21 protein-coding genes are annotated in these 24775 nt (G+C 40.9%); 18 read left to right on the top strand and 3 right to left on the bottom strand.

Annotated features, from left to right (window positions below; all coding sequences use genetic code 11):
- The first annotated feature begins 1 nt into the window (after window position 1).
- The 4 genes from ACFX4X_RS18260 (at window position 2) to ACFX4X_RS18245 (ending at window position 4896) form a co-directional block, all read left to right on the top strand.
- Window positions 2–1240: an exo-beta-N-acetylmuramidase NamZ family protein gene (locus tag ACFX4X_RS18260; RefSeq protein WP_377385175.1), complete on the top strand. Its 1239-nt coding sequence runs from the start codon at window positions 2–4 to the stop codon at window positions 1238–1240.
- A gap of 189 nt (window positions 1241–1429) precedes the next feature.
- Window positions 1430–2905 carry an N-acetylglucosamine-specific PTS transporter subunit IIBC gene (gene nagE, locus ACFX4X_RS18255; protein WP_377385173.1) on the top strand — a complete coding sequence of 492 codons (1476 nt, stop codon included), beginning with the start codon at window positions 1430–1432 and terminating at the stop codon, window positions 2903–2905.
- 458 nt (window positions 2906–3363) lie between these two features.
- Window positions 3364–3786 (top strand): DUF1801 domain-containing protein, encoded by a 423-nt coding sequence (locus ACFX4X_RS18250; protein ID WP_377385171.1) that lies wholly within the window; start codon window positions 3364–3366, stop codon window positions 3784–3786.
- A gap of 66 nt (window positions 3787–3852) precedes the next feature.
- On the top strand, window positions 3853–4896 hold the full coding sequence (locus tag ACFX4X_RS18245) for an oxidoreductase (protein WP_377385169.1): 1044 nt from the start codon (window positions 3853–3855) through the stop codon (window positions 4894–4896).
- A 495-nt stretch (window positions 4897–5391) separates the two neighbouring features.
- On the opposite strand, the gene ACFX4X_RS18240 is transcribed toward ACFX4X_RS18245, so the two are convergent.
- Window positions 5392–6579, bottom strand: a complete 1188-nt coding sequence (locus tag ACFX4X_RS18240; RefSeq protein WP_377385167.1) for an MFS transporter — start codon at window positions 6577–6579, stop codon at window positions 5392–5394.
- A gap of 122 nt (window positions 6580–6701) precedes the next feature.
- On the opposite strand from ACFX4X_RS18240, the gene ACFX4X_RS18235 reads away from it, so the two are divergent.
- From ACFX4X_RS18235 to ACFX4X_RS18205, 7 genes are all read left to right on the top strand, one after another.
- Window positions 6702–7148, top strand: a complete 447-nt coding sequence (locus ACFX4X_RS18235; protein ID WP_061463020.1) for a MarR family winged helix-turn-helix transcriptional regulator — start codon at window positions 6702–6704, stop codon at window positions 7146–7148.
- 491 nt (window positions 7149–7639) lie between these two features.
- Complete coding sequence (locus tag ACFX4X_RS18230; protein WP_377385165.1) at window positions 7640–8743, top strand: amidohydrolase/deacetylase family metallohydrolase; 1104 nt, start codon at window positions 7640–7642, stop codon at window positions 8741–8743.
- Window positions 8721–9830: a DgaE family pyridoxal phosphate-dependent ammonia lyase gene (locus tag ACFX4X_RS18225; protein WP_377385163.1), complete on the top strand. Its 1110-nt coding sequence runs from the start codon at window positions 8721–8723 to the stop codon at window positions 9828–9830. Before ACFX4X_RS18230 ends, ACFX4X_RS18225 begins: the two co-directional genes overlap by 23 nt.
- Window positions 9827–10582: a 2-dehydro-3-deoxy-phosphogluconate aldolase gene (dagF, locus tag ACFX4X_RS18220; RefSeq protein ID WP_377385161.1), complete on the top strand. Its 756-nt coding sequence runs from the start codon at window positions 9827–9829 to the stop codon at window positions 10580–10582. Before ACFX4X_RS18225 ends, dagF begins: the two co-directional genes overlap by 4 nt.
- Window positions 10575–11588: a sugar kinase gene (locus tag ACFX4X_RS18215; RefSeq protein ID WP_377385159.1), complete on the top strand. Its 1014-nt coding sequence runs from the start codon at window positions 10575–10577 to the stop codon at window positions 11586–11588. The genes dagF and ACFX4X_RS18215 overlap by 8 nt, the downstream gene beginning before the upstream one ends.
- A 17-nt stretch (window positions 11589–11605) precedes the next feature.
- Window positions 11606–12328 (top strand): GntR family transcriptional regulator, encoded by a 723-nt coding sequence (locus tag ACFX4X_RS18210; RefSeq protein ID WP_089364489.1) that lies wholly within the window; start codon window positions 11606–11608, stop codon window positions 12326–12328.
- A gap of 57 nt (window positions 12329–12385) precedes the next feature.
- The gene (locus ACFX4X_RS18205; RefSeq protein WP_377385157.1) at window positions 12386–13711 is read left to right on the top strand and encodes a GntT/GntP/DsdX family permease; all 1326 of its coding nucleotides are present in this window, start codon (window positions 12386–12388) and stop codon (window positions 13709–13711) included.
- A 234-nt stretch (window positions 13712–13945) separates the two neighbouring features.
- Here the strand turns inward: ACFX4X_RS18205 and yppF are convergent, their stop codons facing one another.
- Both yppF and ACFX4X_RS18195 read right to left on the bottom strand, forming a co-directional pair.
- Window positions 13946–14128: a YppF family protein gene (yppF, locus tag ACFX4X_RS18200; RefSeq protein ID WP_061463025.1), complete on the bottom strand. Its 183-nt coding sequence runs from the start codon at window positions 14126–14128 to the stop codon at window positions 13946–13948.
- A gap of 874 nt (window positions 14129–15002) precedes the next feature.
- Window positions 15003–16292, bottom strand: a complete 1290-nt coding sequence (locus tag ACFX4X_RS18195; protein ID WP_377385155.1) for an MFS transporter — start codon at window positions 16290–16292, stop codon at window positions 15003–15005.
- Between the two features lie 728 nt (window positions 16293–17020).
- Here ACFX4X_RS18195 and ACFX4X_RS18190 point away from each other — a divergent pair.
- From ACFX4X_RS18190 to ACFX4X_RS18160, 7 genes are all read left to right on the top strand, one after another.
- Window positions 17021–17827, top strand: a complete 807-nt coding sequence (locus tag ACFX4X_RS18190; protein WP_377385153.1) for an alpha/beta fold hydrolase — start codon at window positions 17021–17023, stop codon at window positions 17825–17827.
- A 154-nt stretch (window positions 17828–17981) separates the two neighbouring features.
- Window positions 17982–18797: an IclR family transcriptional regulator gene (locus ACFX4X_RS18185; RefSeq protein WP_089364494.1), complete on the top strand. Its 816-nt coding sequence runs from the start codon at window positions 17982–17984 to the stop codon at window positions 18795–18797.
- A gap of 292 nt (window positions 18798–19089) precedes the next feature.
- The gene (locus tag ACFX4X_RS18180; protein ID WP_284470894.1) at window positions 19090–19623 is read left to right on the top strand and encodes a cupin domain-containing protein; all 534 of its coding nucleotides are present in this window, start codon (window positions 19090–19092) and stop codon (window positions 19621–19623) included.
- 125 nt (window positions 19624–19748) lie between these two features.
- Window positions 19749–20687 carry a VOC family protein gene (locus tag ACFX4X_RS18175; protein ID WP_061463030.1) on the top strand — a complete coding sequence of 313 codons (939 nt, stop codon included), beginning with the start codon at window positions 19749–19751 and terminating at the stop codon, window positions 20685–20687.
- Between the two features lie 118 nt (window positions 20688–20805).
- Window positions 20806–21597 carry an SDR family oxidoreductase gene (locus ACFX4X_RS18170; protein ID WP_284470892.1) on the top strand — a complete coding sequence of 264 codons (792 nt, stop codon included), beginning with the start codon at window positions 20806–20808 and terminating at the stop codon, window positions 21595–21597.
- A gap of 30 nt (window positions 21598–21627) precedes the next feature.
- Window positions 21628–23316, top strand: a complete 1689-nt coding sequence (locus tag ACFX4X_RS18165; protein WP_377385150.1) for a thiamine pyrophosphate-binding protein — start codon at window positions 21628–21630, stop codon at window positions 23314–23316.
- A 12-nt stretch (window positions 23317–23328) separates the two neighbouring features.
- Window positions 23329–24774 (top strand): aldehyde dehydrogenase family protein, encoded by a 1446-nt coding sequence (locus ACFX4X_RS18160; protein ID WP_377385148.1) that lies wholly within the window; start codon window positions 23329–23331, stop codon window positions 24772–24774.
- Window position 24775: the final 1 nt, after the last annotated feature.

Below are 24775 nucleotides of genomic sequence, written 5' to 3'. Positions count from 1 at the left end.
TTTGAAACGAATAATTATATTATTTACCATTTGCCTGTTTGCTTTCGGCATCGTTTCCTCAAAAAGTGTGACGGCTGTTAAGGAGAAGAAAAATCAAAAGGTCAGTCCGGGAATTGAAGTCCTTTTAAAAGAAGAAAAGAACGTGTTAAGAGGAAAGAAAGTGGGGCTAATTACGAATCCAACTGGCATCGATTCTAAATTAACCAGCATTGTCGATCTACTACATGACGATCCGGATATTAATTTGACTGCGTTATTTGGTCCCGAACATGGAGTGCGCGGAGATGCGCAAGCTGGTGCTAGTGTTGAATATTATATTGATGAAAAAACAGGTTTGCCCGTCTATAGCTTATATGGTAAAACGAAAAAACCGACACCTGAAATGTTAAAAGATGTTGAGGTCCTTGTCTTTGATATCCAGGATGTCGGAACACGCTATTACACTTATATCTACACGATGGCTTATGCAATGGAAGCAGCAAGAGAAAATGATATTCCCATTATCGTGCTGGACCGGCCGAACCCACAAGGAGGGGAATCGGTAGATGGACCTGTACTTGAACCAGAATTCTCATCGTTTGTTGGTATGTACCCAATTCCTCTTAAACATGGGATGACAGTTGGTGAACTCGCGACTTTGTTCAATAAGGAGTTTAAAATTGGAGCCGATCTAAAGGTCATCAAGATGAAAGGCTGGAAACGAGATATGGATTATGACGATACTGGGCTTCCTTTTGTCTTGCCGTCACCGAACATGCCGACCGTATCCACATCAATCGTATACCCCGCTACAGGATTGATCGAAGGAACGAATGTCTCGGAAGGCAGAGGGACGACTAAACCATTCGAACTGATTGGTGCTCCCTATATAAACAGCGATGAACTTGCTGGGAAATTAAATGCATTACGGTTACCTGGCGTAAAATTCAGGGCCGCCTCTTTTACCCCTACGTTTTCAAAGCATGCGGGTAAACTCAGCCATGGAGTCGAAATTTATGTAACGGATAGAGCGGAATTCAAGGCTGTTCCTACTGGACTTCATATCATCAAGACCATCCATGATCTATACCCAGATGATTTCGAATTCCTTGCAGCCAACAATTTCAACCTATTGATTGGCAATGGCTGGGTAAAGTCAAGGATTGAAGAAGGTTCATCAGTAGATGAAATCATGAAAGAATATCAAGTAAAGCAGGATGCTTTTACAAAGGTTCGCAAAAATTACTTGCTCTATAAATAAAAGTGAAAGAAAAGTCCGGTTGGACTTTTCTTTTTTTATTAACTTTCGATGGAGGAGTAAATCGCTAAGACTTTATTCCTGCATATAGCCAAATTTAAAAATGAAATGAAGTTCTAAAATGGAAGGAACCGTTGTCTAATAGAATATAGGGGTTTGCCCTAAATCAGTAATTGTCAGGAGGAAAGCGAGATGAAAAATTTTCTTCAAAAAATTGGACGTTCCTTGATGCTGCCAGTAGCCGTATTGCCGGCAGCCGCCATTTTAATGGGGATCGGTTATTGGATAGATCCAGCAGGATGGGGAGCCGGAAGTCCGTTAGCAGCTTTCTTAATAAAAGCAGGTTCTTCGATCATTGACAATATGGCTATCTTGTTTGCTGTAGGGGTAGCGTTGGGGATGTCGAAAGGAAAAGATGGGGCCGCTGCTTTGAGCGGGCTGGTAGCCTATCTGGTCATAACGACATTGCTTTCTACGGACTCGGTAGCGATGCTGCAGGGAATTGATGCAAAAGATGTAAATCCAGCATTTGAGAAAATAAAAAATGCATTTGTCGGAATTATCTCAGGGCTTGTAGCTGCAGCTATGTATAATCGGTTCAGTAAGGTCGAGCTGCCGGATGCATTCGCTTTCTTCAGCGGTAAACGACTTGTCCCCATCCTTACTGCTGTTGCCATGTTACTTGTTTCCCTTATATTATTCTTCGTATGGCCACTCATCTACTCCTGGTTAGTTATATTTGGAGAAGGAATAAGTGAAATGGGTGCTACTGGAGCAGGACTCTATGGATTCTTCAATAGGCTGTTGATACCAACAGGTTTACATCATGCGTTAAATTCCGTTTTCTGGTTCGATGTAATAGGACTTAATGATATCGGCAATTTCTGGGCTGGAAAGGGAATAAAAGGAACCACAGGCATGTACCAAGCCGGATTCTTTCCCGTCATGATGTTCGGTTTGCCAGCAGCAGCTCTTGCGATGTACCATACGGCAATATCCCATAAGAAAAAACAAGTGGCATCATTAATGCTCGCTGCAGGTTTCGCTTCGTTTTTTACAGGCGTTACTGAACCATTGGAATTTGCTTTCATGTTTGTTGCACCAGCCCTTTTTGTGGTGCATGCCTTATTAACCGGAATTTCGTTAGCTATTGCTGCGACCTTCCAATGGACAGCAGGGTTTGGTTTTAGTGCAGGATTCATTGACTTTGTTTTAAGTTCAAGATTACCAATGGCAAATGAACCATATATGCTGCTTCTTCAAGGACTGGCTTTCGCCGTTATCTATTATTTCTTATTCCGCTTCTTGATAACAAGATTTAATTTAATGACACCCGGAAGAGAAGATGATACAGAAGATGAGCTTGATGGTGGAGGAGCGAGTGCACAAGCAGGCAGCAGTCTAGACGGGTCTAATCAGAGTAAATTCTTTGGGATGGCCTCTGCAATTTATGAGGGGCTGGGCGGAGACGCTAACGTAACAACTGTAGATAACTGCGTTACCCGTTTAAGAGTTGAAGTGGAGAGTATGGGAGCTGTCGATCAGAATAAAATCAAATCAACAGGGGTTGCAGGAATTAATATCGTTGGTCCCCAAAGCATTCAAGTCATCGTAGGGACACAGGTGCAATTCATAGCCGATGAAATTGAAAAGATCCGACGGCAATAGGGAACCGGTTAAACTGTTATTTTGCTCTCCAATTCCCTTCTTTCATGCAACTATTGATTTACTCTAATCTACGGTCAGTATTGTTCCTTCTCATCTTTTCTGATCGTAGAGATTTTTATGAAAAAGTACCGTTTTAAACGTACCAATAAATCGATTTTCATTTAATCGAATCCTAATATAGTAAATATACCTTTATACACTTTGCCCTTAAATTAGAATAAAACGAATCGATGTTCTATAATATATTAAGGGTATTGTATTAAAGGATTTGCCATGAGGCTTGGAGAATTAGTAATGAAGCTCGTCCGTCATGCAATTGAATGGTTAGGATTTCATCGAAAATTAATGTTTTAGCTGCATACATACACGTCACCGCTAAAAACACGATCGTCTAGGGTATTAAGTTTTTGGCAAAGGAAATCTTTTGAATTTTTACTAGTATAGGAGAGGTTCCGGTCATGTATAAACCAAAAACCAAAGAAACTGACAGCAGTGTCACTGAGTTCATTGAGAAAGTCGATAATCTAAAAAAACGTGAAGACGCATATAAATTATTAGATATTTTTACCGAAACGACAGGTTTTGAGGCAAAGATGTGGGGACCGAGCATCATTGGTTTCGGTACCTATCATTATAAATATGAATCTGGTCACGAAGGTGATGCCCCTCTAGTTGGCTTTTCACCTCGTAAAGCAAAAATCAGTCTATATTTTACTCCGGGCGACAAAAGAAGGGTAGAATTGTTACAGGCATTTGGAAAACACACCACCGGAAAAGGATGTGTATACATCAATAAAGTGGCAGATATCGAAATTAATGTTTTGAAAGAATTGATTAATCAGTCTGTAAAGTTTTTGAGACAAACATATCCGGACAAATGATGAAAAATAAAGCATAAAATCAGTTTTATGATTGTATCAGAGGAACAAGAAAGCGAGAGGGAACGAATGAGAAAAATTAAAGTCGGTATAGTTGGGTATGGATTGTCAGGGGCTACGTTTCATGCGCCATTACTAAGTGTTTTAGGGGAATTTCAAATAACGAAAGTAGTCAGCTCCAAAAAGGAAAAAGTCCAAAAAGATTTGAAGGATGTGGAGGTGGTAAGCAGCTTAGAGGATATTCTTGAAGATGCGTCCATCGATTTGGCTGTTATTACAACACCGAGTGGTTTACATTATGAAATGGCCAAGCAAAGCTTGTTAGCCGGGAAGCATGTCATCCTGGAAAAGCCGATGGTAGTGGAAGCTTGGGAGGCAGAGGAGCTCATTAAGATTGCCGAGGAAAAGAATCTGCTATTAAGCGTCTATCATAACCGGAGATGGGATAATGACTTTTTGACGGTTAAAAAACTTATTGATGATGGAGTGCTTGGGGAAATCAATACATACCAGGTCCATTATGATCGATTCAGGCCGGTGGTCAGGGATAGATGGAGGGAAAAACCAGGCCCAGGAACAGGTATGCTATTTGATTTAGGATCACATCTGATCGATCAAGCCTTGTATTTGTTTGGGTTGCCGCAATTCGTTTGGGCAGATGTATTTTCGCAAAAAGAGAATGCCCAAACGGATGATTATTTCCATGTGATATTAGGATATGAAAAGCTGAGAGTGATATTGCATTCAGGCTCGATCGTACCGGGTAATGGACCGCGGTTTCAAGTGCATGGAAGTAAAGGATCATTTATCAAGTACGGTCTTGATTGCCAAGAGGCGGCGTTGAGTGAGGGGAAAAAACCGGTGGATGGCTCTTGGGGTTCAGATGAACCTGAGTTTTATGGCAAGCTGGTTACCGTTGAAGGTGAAAATGAGACACATGAAACCATTGAAACTCTGCATGGTTCTTATTTAACGTATTACCAGGCAATTGCCGATAGTATATTGAACGGGAAAAAAGCTCCAGTCACTGCTCAGGAGGGGCTATCGGTGATTAAAATCATTGATGCGGCTTTCGAAAGCAGTAAGGGGAAGAAAGCGGTTTTTATTAAATGAAATCCATTTGCCCCTTATAACAATATGAAATGAGAAGAACGGAATGATAAGCGGCCTAATTCCCTTCCAAGCGGAAAAAGGCCGCTTTTTATTATGGTCAAATGCCTGATTTCCTGGTTTATTAGGGAAATCAAACCTATATATATCGCATATACTCGTGAATTCGAGCTTTCCAGAAGATTTTGAGCTGTTTACGCACGAAATTGGAGCAAATACTCAAGAAATTGAAGCGTTACTCCTGAGATTCGTGCATTTACTCATGAAATTGGAGCAAATACTCGTGAGATTCGTGCATTTACTCGTGAAATTGGAGCAAATACTCGTGAGATTCGTGCATTTACTCGTGAATTCGAAGCAAATACTCGTGAATATACTATTTTGGAGGATTTCGATTACAAGCAGAAAGGATATAAAAATCATAACGAAAACCCCGAATAGCGGCAGCTACTCGGGGTTTTTGTTAAATGAATAAAATTGATAGTACCTTCTTCAGGTCTAGGATAATGCCTTTGCATGAAGAGATCGCTTTTGCCAAGCCATAGTGATCATCAAAGTGATGAATAAGAGGAAAAGGCCCAACATGAACGGATAGGTAATGTGCACATCATACATCATTCCGGCAAGTGTGGGTCCGAGCACATTTCCGATGCTCATATACGCATTATTCATACCCATTGCAAAGCCCTGCTCATTTCCTGCCATCTTGGAAATCAGTGTGTTAAGAACTGGACGTAAGATGGAGGTGGAAAGGAAGATGATAAGTGAGATTAAAAAGAAAATCAGGTAACTTGAAGCAAAAAGTGATAGGAGGAAACCGATGGCTGCAACACTGATAAAGATATTCAGCACATTCACTTCCCCAAAACGGCGTACAATCCGGTCGACGACAAACAATTGTACAATTACACTGACGATACCTGTGGCTGTAACCATTACGGCGATGTCCTTAGGACTTGAATTGAATTGATTATCAAGATAAAGCCCAATTACAGACTCATATGCCATTAAACCAAAGCTCATTACAAGTGTAATGATGAGTGGGGTGAAATAGGGCATTTTCACGGATAGGGCAATCTTCCGAACCATCGTTTCAGATTTTGCATCCATGGGTTGAGTAACTTGTGCCGTTTCGCTTTCTTTTAAAACAAAAATGGAAAATACCACTGCAGACAGGGATACAAGCGCGGAAATCAAAAAGGGAAACTTCAAGCCAAAGTCAGCTAGAAATCCTCCAATTCCCGGACCGACTACAATACCTAGGGACATGGCGGCAGATACTAAACTATTGCCCTTAGCGCGCTGATCAAATGTGGTGATATCAGCTACATAAGCAAATATTGCCGGTATAAGCAATGCGGCACCGATCCCGCCGATGATACGCGAAGCATATAATAACCAAATGGAATTGACTGCATAAAAAATAAACATGGATAATGTCAAACCGACCAACCCATAAATAATCATTTTTCTGCGCCCGAATTGGTCTGTCCATTTTCCGGCAATTGGTGAAAAGATAAGTTGTGCACCTGCGAAAATGGCAATCATTAGGCCAGCGGCGGTACCGCCTTGATTAATGGAGGCCAGGTATGCTGGTAAAATGGGAATGATGATACCGAAACTTCCTATTGCTATAAACATATTGATCATTAGGATAATGATCTTTTTACGTTGCTCTGCTGACATGTACAGCCTCTCTCTCTCTTTATAGATCAATAACCATTTTAATTCGTATGGTTAATTTTTTGATACGTTAATTATGTTATAGTTTTAGATGGATAGTTGTCAATAAGAAAGGATTGTCAAACATGCATTCAGGTGAATTGTACAATTTACATATAGAAATCAAAGAACTAAGCAGTCTCTCACAGGAATTGGTGGAACCGTTATTGGTTAAATATGATTTAACCTCAGTACAGTATCGGGCATTGCAATTAATAGTCTTCAATGAATCCATGGCCGTTAAATATGTTTCGAATCATTTGAAGATCAAACCTGCAGCAGGAACTGCGCTAATTGACCGGCTCGAACGGAAGAAATTGATTGAGAGGGTACACAGTGAGGATGATCGGCGGGTCGTTTTTATCCAATCAACCGAAAGTGGAAGGGAAACCTATCATTCCATCAATAAGTGTTTCGCCAAAATCTTTCGTGACTTTTATAGCGTCTTAAATGAAGAGGAAACGGAACGGCTTAAACAAATAGTGGGAAAACTGACCGAACACGTGACATCTCGCATAGAGAATAAAATATAGTTTCCTGGCATGTACAGGTTCCATTATATATAGAAAGAAAGGCACTATATTAATTTTCATTTTGGTCTTTTAGAAAAATACGTATTAAAGCAGTGAATTTCAGTATAACTTCACTGCTTTTAGGCAGTTAATTATCAGAATAATCAATTAATTTTAGAGAGTTTCTTTTGGGTTTATAAAATGACAGCATTGAAAATAAGATTTTCTTCAGGAAAAAATAGCGGGCATCATTTACTTTGTAACAATTCGTTTTAATTTTAAGGACTTATTGGGCATCCCCTTAATTGATCACTCTATTAAGTAGATTGGCAATGGATAAATAATGAATGATTTTTTAAAAAGGTGAAATTAAACATTATAACGTTATATTGATTAGTTTATGGAAATGTGATAATCTATTTCTGTAAGAAAATTAAATGAATTCTCACAATTGAGCAACCTTATACAAAGTTACTTGCAATCGATAGGATGTACCGAAAAGGATGAGGGAAATGACAGGTAGTTTAATTCTGAAAAATGTAAAGATGTTAGACGGAAATGCAGCAGATATCATACTGGAAAATGGGATGATTAAAGAAATCGCTTTGCCCGGAACTGCATCTGGAGATGAAATAATAGATTATGATCACAAAGTTTTTGTTTCCAGCGGATGGATTGATATGCATGTACATGCATTCCCGGAATTCGATCCTTATGGTGATGAGGTTGATGATATTGGATATAAAACTGGTGTAACAACGGTCATTGATGCGGGAAGCACGGGGGCAGATAGGATATCTGATCTCGTTAACAGCTGTAAAAATTCCAAAACAAATGTTTTCGCCTTTCTGAATATTTCGCGGATTGGCTTGAAAAGGATTGATGAGTTATCGGATATTTCATGGCTGGACGAAGGGGAATTAAGGAATGCAATCTCCAAGTACGGGGATTTTGTCGTTGGACTTAAAGCGAGAATAAGTAAAAGTGTGGTTGGTCCAAATGGTATCGAGCCATTAAAAGTCGCTAGGAAGTTCTCGGCTGAAACTGGTTTACCATTAATGGTCCATATCGGTTCAGGGCCGCCTGATATTAAAGAAGTCCTTGAATTACTTGAGGAAAAGGACATTATTACTCATTTCTTAAATGGTAAAGCGAATAATTTATTTGATGAAAGAGAAGAACCGCTGACTGAGTTCAGTAAGGCGATTGAACGTGGTGTCCATTTGGATGTAGGTCATGGAACGGCAAGCTTTTCTTTTAAAACTGCAGAAATGGCGAAAAAGCGGGGAATACGCTTCAATACGATCAGTACGGATATATATCGGAAAAACAGAGAGAATGGGCCAGTTTTTAATATGGCATATGTGCTTACAAAATTTTTGTATCTGGGTTATCCATTAAAGGAAGTAATAGAAGCCGTTACGGTCAATGCAGCAGCTTGGTTGCATAAACCCGAGCTTGGCAGGATTTCAGCTGGGGATATTGCGAACTTAACCTTATTCTCGATCAAGAATGAGCCGACCCTTTTAATTGATTCCGAAGGAGAAAAACGGATGGCAGAAAAAAGAGTTGTCGTTAAAGGAGTTGTTATAAATGGAGAATTCATTGAATGCTAAATACGATTTGAAAAGAGTCATCAATGCAAGCGGAAGAATGAGCATATTGGGGGTGTCTGCCCCAACTGACACAGTGATGGATGCGATGAAAAAAGGTGGGCAAAATTATGTTGAGGTTTCTGATTTAGTCGATAAGTCAGGCCAGCATATAGCGAATTTGCTTCATTCTGAAGCAGCTGTCGTCGTAAACTCAGCATCAAGTGGAATTGCGCTTTCAGTAGCGGCGATCGTTACGGAAGGAAATAGAAGGAAAAGCGAAAGGCTTCATCAAGATCTCATTCAAAAGAATGAAATCATCATGCTGAAAGGTCATAACGTACAGTATGGTGCACCGGTTGAAACCATGATTTACCTGGGTGGCGGAAAATTGGTTGAAGTTGGGTATGCAAACGAAGGGAAGGCAGAACATATTGCGGATGCCATAAATGAAAATACTTCCGCCATTTTATACGTGAAATCGCATCATGCTGTTCAGAAAAATATGATATCAGTCGAAGAAGCATGGGAAGTGGCCAAAATGAATAATATCCCACTGATTGTCGATGCAGCAGCGGAGGAGGATTTGGAAAAATATGTACAGTTCTCCGACTTGGCGATATATAGTGGATCAAAAGCCATTGAAGGACCCACATCCGGTATCGTTGCGGGCAGAAAAAAATATATCGAATGGGTAAAGGTTCAATTGCACTGCATCGGCAGGAGCATGAAGGTCGGTAAGGAAACCAGCTTTGGGCTGCTTCAGGCATTGGATGAGTATTTTGTCAAACAGGATAATAGTGAAAAAGAGAAAGCTAGTTTACAAGTTCTCAAAACACTTGACTCAATTGATGGTGTAAAAGTAACGATCGTTCAGGATGAAGCCGGACGTGCCATATATAGAGCACGTATTTCCATTGATTCTTTAATAACGGAAACAACGGCGAAGGAAGTGAACGAGCAGCTCAGAAATGGGGAAATCGCCATTTACACACGTGATTATGGGATACGGCAAGGCTTTTTCGATATAGACCCACGTCCATTGCAAGGTGATGATATACATGTCATTGAAGCACAATTAAGAACCATATTAGGAGGAAAACAAAGATGACAAACATAAACAAACGGTTATTGAATGATCGTGTAGCCTTAAATGTACTTGCAAATAGTGTAGAAAATGCAGTGGAAGTCTTTGAAGCAGCGGAAGGCCATGTATTGGTTGGTGTACTCTCAAAGGATTATCCAACTGTGGAAGCTGGTGTTACAGCAATGAAAGAATACGGGGAAGCCATTGATGAGGCCGTTTCAATAGGATTGGGCGCGGGCGATAATAGACAGGCAGCGGTTGTCGCAGAAATAGCAAAATACTATCCAGGCAGTCATATTAACCAGGTTTTTCCTGCTGTTGGTGCTACAAGGGCCAATTTAGGTGAGAAGGATATCTGGATAAATTCACTTGTATCTCCAACTGGGAAAGTAGGTTATGTGAATATTTCCACTGGTCCAGTAAGTGCAGGTGCAAGTGAAACTGCCATTGTGCCTATCAAAGCTGCCATTGCGCTTGTACGCGATATGGGAGGAAATGCTTTGAAATACTTCCCGATGAAAGGCCTGAAGCATGAAGATGAATATCGTGCTGTGGCAAAAGCTTGTGGTGAAGAGGGATTTGCTTTGGAACCAACAGGTGGAATCGATTTAAATAATTTCGAGACCATACTAGAAATCGCATTAGAAGCAAAAGTGCCTAAAGTCATTCCACATGTATATTCTTCCATAATCGATGAAGAGACTGGAAAAACGAATGGGGAGGATGTGCGTAAATTATTGGCCATAACAAAAAAAATGGTTGAAAAATATGCCTAAAAGGATTGTGGCATTCGGGGAAGTAATGATGCGTTTGCAGGTACCAGGGCATGAATTGCTATCACAGGCCAACACTCTGAAATACTCCTTTTCAGGCACGGGAGTAAACGTTGCTTCTGCGATGACAAAGCTAGGACATGATGGGTATCTTGTGACAAAGTTACCGGATAACCCCCTTGGGGATTCCGCGATTTCATCTTTGCAACGCTTAGGAATTGGAAGGGACTTCATCTCTAGAGGTGGAAAATACTTGGGGATGTATTTTTTGGAAAATGGTTTTGGACAGCGGGCTAGCCGTGTCACATATTCCAATCGACTGGAAAGCAGTTTTAATACAGCCTCCTTATCCGATTATGATATGGATATGATTTCGGAAAATACGGATATCATCCATTTTTGCGGAATTACGCTTGCAATGGCGGAAACTGTACGGGAAAGTATGAAGGTGCTGGCTAGAAAAGTCAAAGAAAAAGGCGGAACAGTCTGTTTCGATTGCAACTACCGCCCCTCTTTATGGGAGGGAGGTTTTGCTGACGCAAAGCCTCATTATGAAGAAATGCTTTTTTTGGCTGATATCGTCATGATGAATGAGAAAGACGCCCTATATATTTTAGGAATGAAGTCTGAAGGCTCCACAAGGGAAGAACAGCTAATCGAGTTGATCCCCGAGGCGGCAAAGAGATTCAATATTCCGTCGATAGCAGGGACACATCGTTCAATCAACAGTGATAATAGCCATACGTTGAGGGGGTATATATACAAAGAAGAAACATTTTACTTTTCCGATATCCTATCATTTTCCGTATATGATAGAATAGGCTCAGGCGATGCTTACACCAGTGGAATCTTACATGGCGAATTGCTGGGATTTCCCCCAGAAAAGACAGTTCGGTTTGCGGCTGTTTCGGGAATGCTGGCATGTACTGTCGTTGGGGATACTCCTTTGGCAACCGAAAAGGAGATACTCTCGGCAATGGAAGGTGAAATGGAAGATATTAAGAGATAAAAGGCAGGAGATTAGGAATGAATGTGAACAGAAAAAATGGACCGATGTATTTACAGATAAAAGAAATAATGAAGGATCGTATTTTACATGGGGTTTATGCCATCGACACAAACATTCCCTCTGAGCCTCTTTTGGAAGAAGAATTTAACGTAAGTAAGGTCACTGTCCGTAATGCAATCAAAGAACTTGTGCAAGAGGGGTATGTTGAAAAGAAAAGCGGCAAAGGCACTAGGGTCATAGCGAATGGTTCGATTGTCAAACTTTCCAAAGGAAAGCGTTTCACAGAGCTTTTGGTGGAGGAAGGGCACTTCATTTTAAAAAAGGTGTTAAACATAAGTCATGTTGATCTTTCTTCAGGCTCTAAGTTGCATTCTTTATTTGGTGACCATTGCACAAGAATCGAACGAATTTATTTATTGGACAATGAACCTTATATTTACTTTACACATTATGTTTCACTTAATTTAAACCAAGAAGAGATAAAAGAGGTCCAAATCAATTCTTTGTACAGATTTTTGGAAAATCAAAACGTCAAACTTGAAACATTCAGAGATGAGTTTGCCGTTGCCATCGCACCTGATCACATTTGCGAAACACTGAAAATCGAAAACAATAGCCCAGTATTAAAAAGGATTCGGATTTCCAGTGATGGGGACGGAAATGTTATGGAATACAGTGAAGGGTATTACAACACGGCTAAACAGAACTACATTGTGACATATAACGAGCCGGTACAATAAGCCTATTTATTGTATGGGTTTGATTGTAAGCGATTTCATTAGGGGTGGGGAGAACATATGGATCTATATTTATTAGGAATCACGCTGATAGCAATCGTAATTGTTATTTTGGGGGTATCATGGTGGAAATGGCATGCATTCATAAGTTTGACTGTGGCCAGTTTATTTTTAGCGGTTTTTTCTGGACTGCCGATGGACAAGATTGTAGGAGCATATGAAACGGGTGTCGGAGCGGTCCTTGGTCACCTTATTGGAATATTGGCTTTAGGGACCATCTTAGGAAAGATGATGTCCGACTCTGGAGCCGGTATGCAGGTTGCTGACTTTTTCATTAATAAATTCGGCGTGAAGAACCTGCCATGGGCCATGCTTTTATCTGGTTTCATCATAGGCATTCCGGTATTTTTCGAGGTTGGTTTAGTAATATTGCTGCCTTTGGTCATTTCCATTCGGAAATCAACCAAAGTGAACATCTTGTTAATAGGTATTCCAGTACTTGCTGGTTTATCGATTGTACATGGGCTGGTACCTCCGCATCCGGGAGCCATGACAGCTATAGGGATCTATAATGCAAACATGGGACACGTACTTCTGTACTCATTGATCATCGCATTCCCGACTGCTGTAATTGCCGGACCTCTTTTCGCAAAATGGATTCATAAGCGGGTTATACCCGTTGGTGAACCGGAATTGATCCGGGTGGTAACAAAGTCAAGTGGATTACCAGGGACTGGAGTTTCGTTCTTCATCATCCTTTTGCCTGTATTGTTGATGGTTTTAACTGTATTGGCGCCTTATTTGCCGCTGCCGGGTTCCGTTGGGAAATTCTTGGTGTTTATCGGCAGTCCGGTGATCGCCCTATTAATCTCCTGTTTTGCAGCTTACTATTTCCTGGGCTACAGACAGGGAATGGATAAATTGCTAATTAAAAAGTTAACGGAAGAATGTTTATTGCCATTAGCCTCCATAATACTAATTATCGGTGCGGGTGGCGGGTTTAAGCAAATTTTAATTGATAGTGGCGTAGGGACCGCAATTGCTTCCATGTCTGAAGAAATATCATTATCACCAATCGTCCTTGCATTCCTGGTGGCCGGATTGATTCGGATTGCCACAGGTTCTGCAACAGTCGCTTTGACTACGGCAGCAGGAATTGTTTCACCGGTGGTTGCAAATATGACGGGCGTAAATCTAGAATTACTTGTAATTGCAACTGGGGCAGGCTCACTTATGTTTTCCCATGTTAATGACGCCGGTTTCTGGTTAGTAAAAGAATATATGGGATTGACCGTAAAAGAAACGTTCAAAACATGGACAGTCATGGAAACCTTACTTTCTTTCGTGGCATTCGGTTTGGTTTTAATTTTGGATATATTCATATAGTCAACAAAGGAAATTCTGCGATTGCAGAATAAGTAGTCTTTACCTCCGTAATATGTCCTGGGGTGACATATTACGGAGGCTTTTATTTATGGAAAACATTCGGGTTGGGATATAGTCTTTCTTAGTAAAGAAAAGGGTTGAATAAAGCTGACTTAGCCCCTAAAGATAGGTCGATGCAACAGGGCAGAAACAAATTTCAAATCTTGATTTGAAAATGTGTCAGAAGTGTTTCTTTCATCCAGAAGATGTTTGCTTTGCTCCTCGAAGATATAATTCCTGACAGAGACTCCTATATTGAAAGATTGACAGCTTCCCGTTTACATATTCCTTCTGAATATAATCCAATAATTCATTGGCATGATTGGGCTTTTGACGTTTTTCCTGAATATAATGGAGTATTAAAACTTCAATATTCACGCACTCACCTTACTTGACAAGTATTTTTATCATTAACAATATAACATGGGTTACCGAGTGATTGTCATTTTTTGAATATTTTAACTATCGACATTTTTAAACAAAAAAAAGGACAAGACATTCAGAGTGAATTTAGATTATGCTCTCCTCATCTAGTTTTAGCTTTTTTAAAAAATGCTGTTTTCCAACTCTTGCTGTATAACAGAGATAATTAGGATTACCTAAATGAAGTTATATAATCTTTAATGCTTATTATAGGATATGCTCGTTCACTCAGAATTGTTTTCAAGTGTACTTCATAATAATAACCAGTAAAGGGTGGGCCCACTTTAATAGTTATCCGCCATTTTAAGAAGTTTGAACTAGTGATCCATGCTAATTAAGAACGGGGCATGACTTTGCTGCATGCTCCTTTTGGTCGCGATCTGTTCTAGTAAGTGATGACTAAATGATAAAGCCGGTGGTATTGAGCAGGACTTTCTTGGAAATAAAATGGTTTTATGCTTCAGATGTGGAAGACCAGGAAGAACCCGAAGATCGGCTATCCAAGCAATTGATCCAGGAATGAAGCACTACTAATGGAAGTTGGAATAAGTGAAGCTATTTTTAAGATGGATGGTGGATGGCAGCCATATTAAGATTCTGGGATATTTGAAAAAATTAGAACCATGAATTCGCAGAAGAATAGGATTGGATCAAGGAACAAGGAAAGATGCCGAGGGACAAGAGTAAAAGAACTATCTAGTAGCTACAAGGAGTAATTGAAGGGATAATAGTACATGACTCATAGTCCGCTCAAGAAAAAACCCTTGATAATTCAAGGGTTGGATAAAGTCCATCAAAATGTTGGTCATGATTTCAAGGAACTTACGCTTCATACTTGGACCTTTTGTGCAGGCAAAGGTGATAAATTCAGTTCTGCCGCTTCTCTTTTAATGGAGAATATATACGCTCCCAAACCTAAGATGGCTGTAAAAATCAGCATGGCGATCGATGTACTGAAGTCCCCGCCAGACAAGTCACGAAGCCACCCCATGATATAGCTTGAAAAGCCGCCCATAATATTCGTGAATCCAATTAGACCAGCAGCCCGTCCTGCCGTTTCGGGTGTTGAGTATTTTATCATTAGCATATTACTTAAATGGAAAACACCGCCTTGACATCCCATTGCCAGTCCCATACATAGCCCGGCCATAATAGGGTTGGGGATGAAGACCGCAACAGTTAAAAAGACAGCAGTCAATGAAAATAGAATCGAGGCCATCAAACTTGGACGCCTGGTTTTGTCCGCCAGAAAGCCGCAGGCCAAGACAAATCCTAAAGCAAATAACCAGGAAAGCGAAGTGATGCTCGACATCCCTTCCTTTTCGAATCCTTTTGCTTCAATTAGATAGGTAGGGAGCCAAATGCTGATTCCGAAAAAAAGGAAGGAGCATACGAGCATACCGAACCATACAATCCAGAAACGATAATCCTGAGCGAAACTCTTTTTCTCTGAAGGGGCAATTTCTTTCCCTTCATCTTCCGATTGGCGAATGAAGGCCAATTCATCCTTACTTATACGGGGGTGCTCTTCTGGTGTATTCCTTGTCATAAAGATGAACATCGGGATATTAATAAATAAGTTGAAGGCCGCAAGCATAAAGAAAGCTGCTTGCCAGTGGAGTAAAGATATCACGAGCACCAAAACAATGGCTCCAGTTGCCGGACCTAAATAGTTTCCGGTAAGCCATGATGCCTGGGCCCTCCCCAATTCGCGTTTATTAAACCAGTTAGAAATCATTTTTCCGGAAACTGGAATCATCATCCCTTCGCCAAAACCAAGAATGACCCTGCTTATTAAAAACATTTCATATGAATTTGCTAAGCCTGACACAATCATGGTAAGTGTCCATACGAATAATCCGGCGATGGCTGTTTTTCGGGCCCCTAATTTATCAATGATGAAGCCCCAAAAAAGATTTGAAACTCCATAAGCTATGGTGAATACAAAGGAAAGAAGACCGATCTTTGCATTTTTGTCATCGCCTGTCATTCCGAGTGCATTCAAGAATTCTGGATCTGTTTGAATGATGGAAATGCCAACCTTATCAATTTGTCCGAAAAACCAAAAGAAAAAAATTGGAACGGCAATATACAACCATCTTTTTTGCCCATTTAACATAATACCATCTCCTTGTCGCTTTTAGCATTGCAAAAAACACTTACCATTGAGAATAGGTGGACTAAGGTTTTTCTTTAGATAGGCACTAGTTTCGATTTCCCCATTTACGAGCTGCATCCCGCCTTTCTTTAAAATACTGAGAGATAGATAAGTCATGGTGATGTTTTGTAAGTAAAACAAAGTTTTACTTTATTAACGATAAAATAAATAGAATTGATTGTCAATTTAATATTTTGATAATTTAATATTTTTAGAATAAATAAATATATTGTCATTTTTAACTTCTTCCATTGTGTTTTTTTATGTTTAAAATCGAACTACAATGGGATTCCTTTTTGCGTTGTGAGGGGAATCATACAAGGGAATGAGCTAAATGGCCTTTATTAAGGACTTAAAAGGGGGAGTGGATTTGATCTTTTGTGTCAAAAGAAGTAATTAATATCAAATTATTAAAAATTCCGACTTGTTGATATTGTATTTAAAATCAGGTAAATCTATAATTCATTTATATTGTTTTGTATATGAAATACTTATTATGGAAAATATCTATGGATTAAAATTCTTTAATTGTTCTACCTGCATATTTGGATATATTTTGTTGATCGATATATCTTCGATAATATGCCAATTAAGTTAGGTCTCCCAAATAGTTTTAAATGTGTAATTATGCTTTAATTGACAAATAAACACTTAAATTATTTATTCAAAGGATTGTGAGGTTGAAAAGGATGCCAATTAGCCATTTAAAAGAATTCTCGATTCATTATCTGGAATCGGGAGAAGGAAAAGCGCTTGTTATCCTGCATGGTTTGGGAAATAATTCTCAGTCATGGAGAAAACAGCTCTGTCAGATGAATGAAGAATTTAGGGTAATTGCCTGGGATGCGCCAGGGTACGGTGAAAGTTCCGATCCAAAAGAGGAATTTCAAGACTTTTCTCAATTTGCAGGTGTATTGAAAGAATTCCTTGAGAGTCTAAGTTTGCAATCGGTATACCTGCTCGGTCATTCGATGGGCTCGGCTATCGCACTCGATTTTACTAGCCGTTTCCCCGAGATGGTCGAGGCGCTGATTATATCTGATGCGACTCGCGGGGCAGCTGGTGTTAGCCAGGAAGAAAATAAACGGAAACTTCAGAATAGATTGCACTCCATCAATACGTTAAATCCGGGTGAACTGGCAAAGAAAAGGGTCAAAGCGCTAATGTCGCCAAATGCTTCTGTTGAGTTAGTTAAGGAAGCAGAACGCATCATGTCGCAAGTGCGCCCGGCTGGATACCGGTCTGTTTCCTTCTCTTTATCAAATTTAAACCAAATGGAAATCCTTTCTTCTATATCCGTTCCGACCTTGGTCATATGCGGTGAACTGGATCAGGTCACACCGGTTAGTGAATCGAGAATTTTTCATGAATGGATTCCTAATTCCGAATTTGCCATCGTACCGAATACCGGCCATTTATGTTATCAGGAAGATCCAGAAGTGTTCAATGAATATGTTACGGATTTTTTACAGAGACAACAGGTAGGGCAAAGTTGAAGTATGTATGAAAAAAATATACATCAACTTAATTTGCAGTAAAAGTTGTAAATATGCTGCAAGTTCCTTCTAGGTAAGAGTTGAGGTGAGAAAGCTTAATAAAATGGTTTATAACTCTTAGAGAATTGAGATATACAACGGGGGGAATACTCGAATGGAAAGCGAAGAAAAAGATAAAGAGAAATATAGTGCTAATTCATTGGTAAGAGGGTTGGAAATCATTAAGCTCTTTAATGAATTACAGCCGAGTTTGTCTCTTTCAGAAATTGCAAAACAACTGGGAGTAAGCCGAACGGTGCCATATCGTTTATTATTCACCTTACAAAATATAGGTTATCTGTCTCAGGATGAGCATACCAAACGTTATAGTTTAACACCAAAGGTTCTTGAATTGGGCTTCAGCTATTTGAATAGTTTGAAATTCCAGGAAATAGTCCAACCTTATATGGAGACCCTGCGTGATGAAATCGGAGCTTCCTGCCACCTGTCCATTTTGGATGGATTGGAAGTTGTTTATGTTGGCAGTGCCCCGATCAGAGGGGTATCTGCTGTCAATGTGAACATAGGGTTGCGGCTGCCAGCACATGCTTTGGCCAATGGAAAATTACTTTTGGCATATCAACCAAAAGAAATGCTCATGCAAATGTTCAAAATCTCAAACCTCACTCCTTATACAGACAAAACACTTACTGCGCCGGGTGAGTTTCAAAAACAGTTGGAATCGATTCGGCAAAATGGTTATTCGATGACAAGCGGGGAATTCCACCCTGGCATCCGTTCTGTTGCCGCTCCGATTTTTGACCGGACTGGAAAAGTATTGGCAGCCTTGAATGTCGTTGCAACAGAGTCGGCTTATCAGGAAGATTTCATCGATAAAATCGCCTTGCCGAAACTGCTGGAGGTTTCTCGGCAGTTATCCCTTTATATGGGGTATAGTGGGGTTATGTCGTTTCAACATGATGATGTGTGAACATGCTTTTAGTGCCAATCTAATAAAAAAGGTAATCTCTTTCGAAAGTGTGGATATCCCAAATCTAGGGTGTCCGCACTTTTTTGCGTTAAGAAAAAGAAATATTTGGTTAAATCGTTCCAAGTTATCGTAAAGGAATAAATTGTTCGGATTATAAAAATAGTTTCAAATATTCTAAAAATTAATTGACAATGAAAAGGTTTCAATTTAGAATTAATTCATAGATGAAACACTGTTTTACCAGTGAAACATAATGTAATTTAGAAACAACAAATAAGGGAGGATTTTTAAAATGACAAAAGAAATTTTTTCAGTGAAAGATTTTGAAAAAAAATATGTTGCCCGATTGAAAGACCGTACGCTTGATTGGGATGTCTTGAAGTTCCAAGAAGAAATCGATCCAGCTTATAGACGTGCACAGATGAGATATATAGGACGAGGTGCCACTGCAAATAACGATACAAATGTAATTGCAGGTGAACATTTCACTCTAAGTACAATGGTTCTACCGCCGGGATGTATCGGGCCTTTGCATCTTCACGATGATGTTGAAGAAGTGTTTTTCATTCTTGAGGGTGAAGTCACGGCGTTAATTCAAGAGGATAGCTACAGCGAAGTGCATGAAATTAAACTAAGTGCGAGAGACTGCATCAGCAGTCCGCCAGGGGTTTATCGGGGAATTAGGAATGACGGGGATGTTGAGGCGCGCATGCTCGTAATGCTAGGGGCAGTGAAGCCTAACTTGCCAACATATCCTGAAGGCAGTGAACTGGAAGAACTGCGGAAACAACGCTCAAAAGAAAGAGAAGCCATTATTAAAGACTGATCATTTAGCCGAAAAGGGCACCTGCATTATGGAAATTAATGAGGCGCCCTTTTCGATTAGATTGTTAGATGTGGTCAATGCAAATCTTCTAAAAAGCAATCTAATTCATGGGAGGTATAAAAAGGATGCTTGGGATTACTCATTTACGGCATATTAGCATGATTACTCCGAATTTCGACGATCAAGCAGAGTTTTATGAAAAGGTTTGGGGACTGGATAGGGTGGATGCTCCGGAAGAGGAGAATACGGTTTATTTTCGGGGTGCAGGACCGGAACATCATATTTTAAGCCTTCATAGGGGAGAAAAACGTGGTTTGCATCATATATCTTTCGGCATGGTCGATAAAAATGCAGTGGATCGTGCAGCGGGGATATTACAATCGAAGGGCGTTAGAATCATTGAACCACCTGGCTATTTGGATGAAGCAGGTGCTGGTTATGGATTACGGTTTATTGATCCGGAAAACCGCGTGATTGAGCTTTCGGCTTGGGTTGAAGTTCAAACGTCAATTTGGAACAAGAAAAATGTTGATCCAGTGAAACTTAATCATGTTGTAATGAATACGAAGAACTTAGATATGATCGTTGAGTTTTATACAGATGTACTTGGTTTTAAAGTTACCGATTGGAGTGAGCATCAAATGTCATTTCTGCGATGCAACAGGAAGCATCACTCCATTGCCTTTAATCAAGATGAACATGCGTCAATCAATCATATCGCATACGAAGTCGATTCAGTGGATGAACTGATGCGCGGCATAAGCAATGTGCGAAAAGCGGGACTGTCAGAACTTTGGGGACCTGGACGTCATGGACCTGGAGACAATATTTTTTGTTATTTCCAAGACCCAGGCGGTTTTGTTATGGAGTATACATGTTATCTGGAAACGATTGAAGATGAATCGGAGTGGAGAGCACGTGTATGGAAACGTGTACCACATCTAATGGATCAATGGGGGATTGCAGGGCCGCCGAAACCGGAAGCCCGCAAAGCAATGGGAGGAGATCCCGATCCTGGCTGGGTGAATTCCGTTATAGATGATTCAGTAACGGCCGAGAAATGAGATGGACGTCCATTTCCTCCATTTCTTCTTGCACTGGATGTTATGGTTACAGTGAAAGTTAACTTCTTGTTTTTTAAAGGACTGCGCTTAAGGAAAATGGTTTTAAAGGAGTGAAGAGATGGATTTAGGATTGCAAGGTAAAGTGGCTGTCATTATGGGAGGCACGTCGGGCGTAGGATTAAAAACAGCAGAAATGTTTTTAGCTGAGGGAGCGAAAGTGGCTATATGCGGCAGAAGCACAGAGCGAATGGAAAGTGCACAAAGTCAACTACTCTCATTTGGTGAGAAGGCGGATATCTTTGCATCAACCTGTGATGTCACCTCAAAATCGGATGTGGATTCTTTCATTAATGGTACGGCTGAGAGGTTTGGCGGGATCGATATATTGGTGAATGCAGCCGGTCAAAGCGTCATGGGTCACTTTTTTGACATTACGGATGAGCAATGGGATGAACAGATTCAATTAAAGTTCTTTGCCATCATATATGCCGTTCGTGCTTCGCACCCTCATTTAGTGAAAAGGGGAGGGGGGCGGATTATTAATATTAACGCAACGCTTGCTAAAGAACCTGAACGTCATATGGTAGCGACTGCAGCAGCAAGGGCTGGTCTCCTTAATTTAAGCAAAACCTTGTCCCAGGAATTGGCCTTTGACAATATATTGGTTAATTCAGTGTGTCTTGGATTGATCCGGACCGATCAATGGGAGCGAAGAAGATTGAAAAATGCGCCGGATATGGATCCGGAAGAATATTACGGGGAACTTGCGAAAAAACGGAATATCCCTCTCGGCCGTGTAGGGGAAGCGGAAGAAGTGGCCAGTGTCATTGTTTTCCTTGCTTCAGACAAAGCAAGTTATGTAGCGGGTTCGACGATTGAGACGGCAGGAGCGATCGGAAAGGCACTTTAAATATATCATTAAAAAAGGTAGGCAAACGCGATGAAAATACAAGAAGAAATAGAGTTTACGACCGCCGATTCCATCGTAAAGGAGCTGGTTCAAGCAGGAGTGGGAGTTGCTTTCGGGATTGTCAGTATTCACAATATGCCCATCTATGATGCAATTCTTAGAGAAGGTAGCATTAAACTCATTTGTTCACGGGGAGAAAGCGGTGCCGTCAATATGGCTGATGGCTATGCCCGCGCCACTGGGAAATTGGGTGTGGTGATTACCAGTACCGGAACAGGGGCAGGAAACGCTGCTGGTTCACTAGTGGAAGCTTGGGCAGCTGGTGTCCCCCTTCTTCATCTTACCGGTGAGGTCGCTTCTTCTTATCTTGCTACAGGCAAAGGATACATACATGAGTGTAAAGACCAGCTTTCAATGATGAGAGGTGCTTGTAAAAATGCAGTGAGGCTTAGAAACCCTGCCCAATCAGCAGCGGTTGTAAGGAAGGTGATCCAAGAAGCCTTAACTGCACCAACTGGACCGGTCACATTGGAAATTCCCATTGACTTTCAATCGGCAATCATAGAAGATCTTTCACTCGAGGAGCTACGAGTTTCGGCGTTTGAAACAAATTCAAAGCCATTTATTCCCGAACAAGCCGTGAAAAAAATGGTTGGAGCACGCCGTCCTGTGATATGGGCCGGGGGTGGGGTCATAAGTGCCAATGCTTCGCACGAACTGCAAAAATTGGCGGAAATCCTTGGTGCAGCAGTGATAACCAGTCAGTCAGGAAAAGGTTCGATCCCAGAAAATCATGAACAATGCATAGGACATTTTGCGGCCTTTGAAACTACAAAAGAGTTTTTGAGAAATGCGGATTTATTGATTAGCGTAGGTGTAAGATTTAGGGGAAACGAAACATCCAACTGGAAAGTACCGGTTCCAGAAGAACATATAGCGATAGATGCAGATTGGCAGGCAATTAACCGCAACTACAAAGCCACACTAGGTTTGGTTGGCGATGCAAAAGATATGCTAGCTGGCATCATTCAAAAGCTCGAAGAAAACTCAGTGAATGCGGAACCTTCTTACTTACAAGAAGTCCTTTCGCTTAGAAATGAAGTGCGCGCTCAACTCCGGGAAACGCTTGGACCTTATGCGGGATTTTTAGATGGCATGAGGGAGATATTACATGACGATACCATTTTAGTTCGAGATGTAACTGTGCAGGCAAACGTATGGGGCAGCCGTTTATTTGAAATCTATGAACCGAGAACCTCCATTCATGCATCTGGGGGTGGAATTGGTCAAGGTCTTCCAACAGCAATCGGTGCCCAAATAGGGTGTCAAGATAAAACTGTCGTTCTTATGGCTGGAGACGGAGGCTTTATGGTGAATGTCGGGGAAATGGTTACGGCCGCCGAAGAAAACTTACCAGTTATCATCGTATTGTTTGATGACTCAGGTTATGGGGTTCTGCGCAATATTCAAACAGCCGCATATGGCCGGCAGGTTGCCGTGGATTTATTGAGTCCCGATTTTGTGAAACTGGCTGAGTCCATGCATTTCGATGCTGTACGGATTGGTTCTGGAGATGAATTCATATCCGAATTGAAAAAGGCAAAAGAAAGACGTAAGCCTTCCATGATCGTTGTTGATATGGAAGCTGTGGGACCAATGGCAAAGCCATTTGGGGGACCACCAGGAGCTGCGGAAGCATTTAAGCCCAAAAAACTGTAGGGGGGATTGAGGATGATTTCGACATATCCATTTGTTTCAGGAAAATACCTTGTTAATGGAGAATGGATAGAAATGCCGGAAAAAGTGGATGTGATAAATCCGGCAAACAGATCGGAAGTAGTTGGCCAGGTGGCAATATGCTCTGGGGATATCGTGAATGAAGCGATTGAAGCGGCAGAATATGCTTTTGAAAGTTGGTCTCGTTCTGATGTCAGGGATCGGGCTAACCGGATGAACTCGGCGGCAAAAGAACTTTCAAAAGTAATCGAGGAAAATGTTACAGTGTTCGTACGTGAAAATGGCAAAACACTAGTTGAAGCTAAAAAGGATTTACTACGATGTGTTGAAGTCATGAAGGGCTGCGCTACAGAGTTACTTGATTGGTGGAAACCTGAAGTGCTTCAAGGAAATCAAAAAGTCCAAATCCGAAGAAGGGCAAGAGGCGTCACGGCAATTATAACTCCGTGGAATTCTCCAATGATATTAACGTTCAAAAGGGTCATACCTGCTGTCTTGGCAGGCAATGCCGTTGTAGTGAAACCTGCAACGAATTGCCCGTTAACGATAATGACCTATTTAAAAGTAGTTGCTGAACATTTTCCGCCAGGAGTCATCAATATAGTCTCAGGATCAGGAAAAGCAATCGGCGATACACTTTGTTCCGATTCCCGCGTCCGGACAGTGGCGTTTGTCGGTAGTACTGAAACCGGAAAAAATATCATGCAGAAATCAGCTGGAAATCTACAAAAAGTATATATGGAACTCGGCGGCAACGACCCTGCCATTATTTTGGAAGACGCCACTATGGATGAAGCGGCAATCAAACGTTTGAGGATGGGGATTTTACGAGCTGCAGGCCAGGTGTGTTCTGCTGTTAAACGAGTGTACGTCCAAGAATCACGTTTTGATGAGGTTGTTGAAAAGCTGACCAAAGAATTTAGCCGGATGGTAGTTGGTGATGGCATTCAGCCTGACGTAACGATGGGTCCATTGAATAATAAAGCACAGTATGACTTTGTGAATGGCTTGATCGAACGTACAGCTAAGTCGGGAGCAAACATAATCACCACTGGCATTCAACATAATCCTGAAGCTTGGGATAAAGGTTATTATATGCTTCCTTCTATTATTACTGATGTCAATCAGCAGAGCGAAGTGGTTCGGGTGGAACAATTCGGACCTGTCATTCCCATCCTACCTTTCAATGATATTGAGGAGGCTGTGAAATTAGCGAATGATAGTGAGTTTGGCTTGCGTGCATCTGTTTGGACCGAGAATGAAGAGATAGCTATTGATATGGCAGATCGACTCGAAGCTGGTGCGGTTTTCCATAATAATCATACCGTTTTCAGTGACTTGGCTCTCGACTTCCCTGGATTAAAAGAAAGTGGTGTTTCCCGGGAAACAAGACATTGTGGGCTGGAATTCTTTGCGGACTCATACGGGTTTGCTAATTGAG

The sequence above is a fragment of the Peribacillus sp. YIM B13481 genome, assembly GCF_042787985.1.
Lineage (GTDB): Bacteria > Bacillota > Bacilli > Bacillales > DSM-1321 > Peribacillus > Peribacillus simplex_A.
Note: the sequence above shows the minus strand (reverse complement) of the source record. Positions and strands in the feature narration are given on the sequence as shown.

Bases quoted from the DNA above. Each gene is read 5' to 3' on its own strand.
- ACFX4X_RS18165 (WP_377385150.1), top strand. From the start codon at position 21,628: ATGAAAATACAAGAAGAAATAGAGTTTACGACCGCCGATTCCATCGTA.
- ACFX4X_RS18190 (WP_377385153.1), top strand. From the start codon at position 17,021: ATGCCAATTAGCCATTTAAAAGAATTCTCGATTCATTATCTGGAATCG.
- ACFX4X_RS18245 (WP_377385169.1), top strand. From the start codon at position 3,853: ATGAGAAAAATTAAAGTCGGTATAGTTGGGTATGGATTGTCAGGGGCT.
- ACFX4X_RS18175 (WP_061463030.1), top strand. From the start codon at position 19,749: ATGCTTGGGATTACTCATTTACGGCATATTAGCATGATTACTCCGAAT.
- ACFX4X_RS18215 (WP_377385159.1), top strand. From the start codon at position 10,575: ATGCCTAAAAGGATTGTGGCATTCGGGGAAGTAATGATGCGTTTGCAG.
- ACFX4X_RS18225 (WP_377385163.1), top strand. From the start codon at position 8,721: ATGGAGAATTCATTGAATGCTAAATACGATTTGAAAAGAGTCATCAAT.
- ACFX4X_RS18205 (WP_377385157.1), top strand. From the start codon at position 12,386: ATGGATCTATATTTATTAGGAATCACGCTGATAGCAATCGTAATTGTT.
- ACFX4X_RS18250 (WP_377385171.1), top strand. From the start codon at position 3,364: ATGTATAAACCAAAAACCAAAGAAACTGACAGCAGTGTCACTGAGTTC.
- ACFX4X_RS18240 (WP_377385167.1), bottom strand. From the start codon at position 6,579: ATGTCAGCAGAGCAACGTAAAAAGATCATTATCCTAATGATCAATATG.
- ACFX4X_RS18185 (WP_089364494.1), top strand. From the start codon at position 17,982: ATGGAAAGCGAAGAAAAAGATAAAGAGAAATATAGTGCTAATTCATTG.
- ACFX4X_RS18210 (WP_089364489.1), top strand. From the start codon at position 11,606: ATGAATGTGAACAGAAAAAATGGACCGATGTATTTACAGATAAAAGAA.
- ACFX4X_RS18235 (WP_061463020.1), top strand. From the start codon at position 6,702: ATGCATTCAGGTGAATTGTACAATTTACATATAGAAATCAAAGAACTA.
- ACFX4X_RS18160 (WP_377385148.1), top strand. From the start codon at position 23,329: ATGATTTCGACATATCCATTTGTTTCAGGAAAATACCTTGTTAATGGA.
- dagF (WP_377385161.1), top strand. From the start codon at position 9,827: ATGACAAACATAAACAAACGGTTATTGAATGATCGTGTAGCCTTAAAT.
- ACFX4X_RS18230 (WP_377385165.1), top strand. From the start codon at position 7,640: ATGACAGGTAGTTTAATTCTGAAAAATGTAAAGATGTTAGACGGAAAT.
- ACFX4X_RS18170 (WP_284470892.1), top strand. From the start codon at position 20,806: ATGGATTTAGGATTGCAAGGTAAAGTGGCTGTCATTATGGGAGGCACG.
- ACFX4X_RS18180 (WP_284470894.1), top strand. From the start codon at position 19,090: ATGACAAAAGAAATTTTTTCAGTGAAAGATTTTGAAAAAAAATATGTT.
- nagE (WP_377385173.1), top strand. From the start codon at position 1,430: ATGAAAAATTTTCTTCAAAAAATTGGACGTTCCTTGATGCTGCCAGTA.
- ACFX4X_RS18195 (WP_377385155.1), bottom strand. From the start codon at position 16,292: ATGTTAAATGGGCAAAAAAGATGGTTGTATATTGCCGTTCCAATTTTT.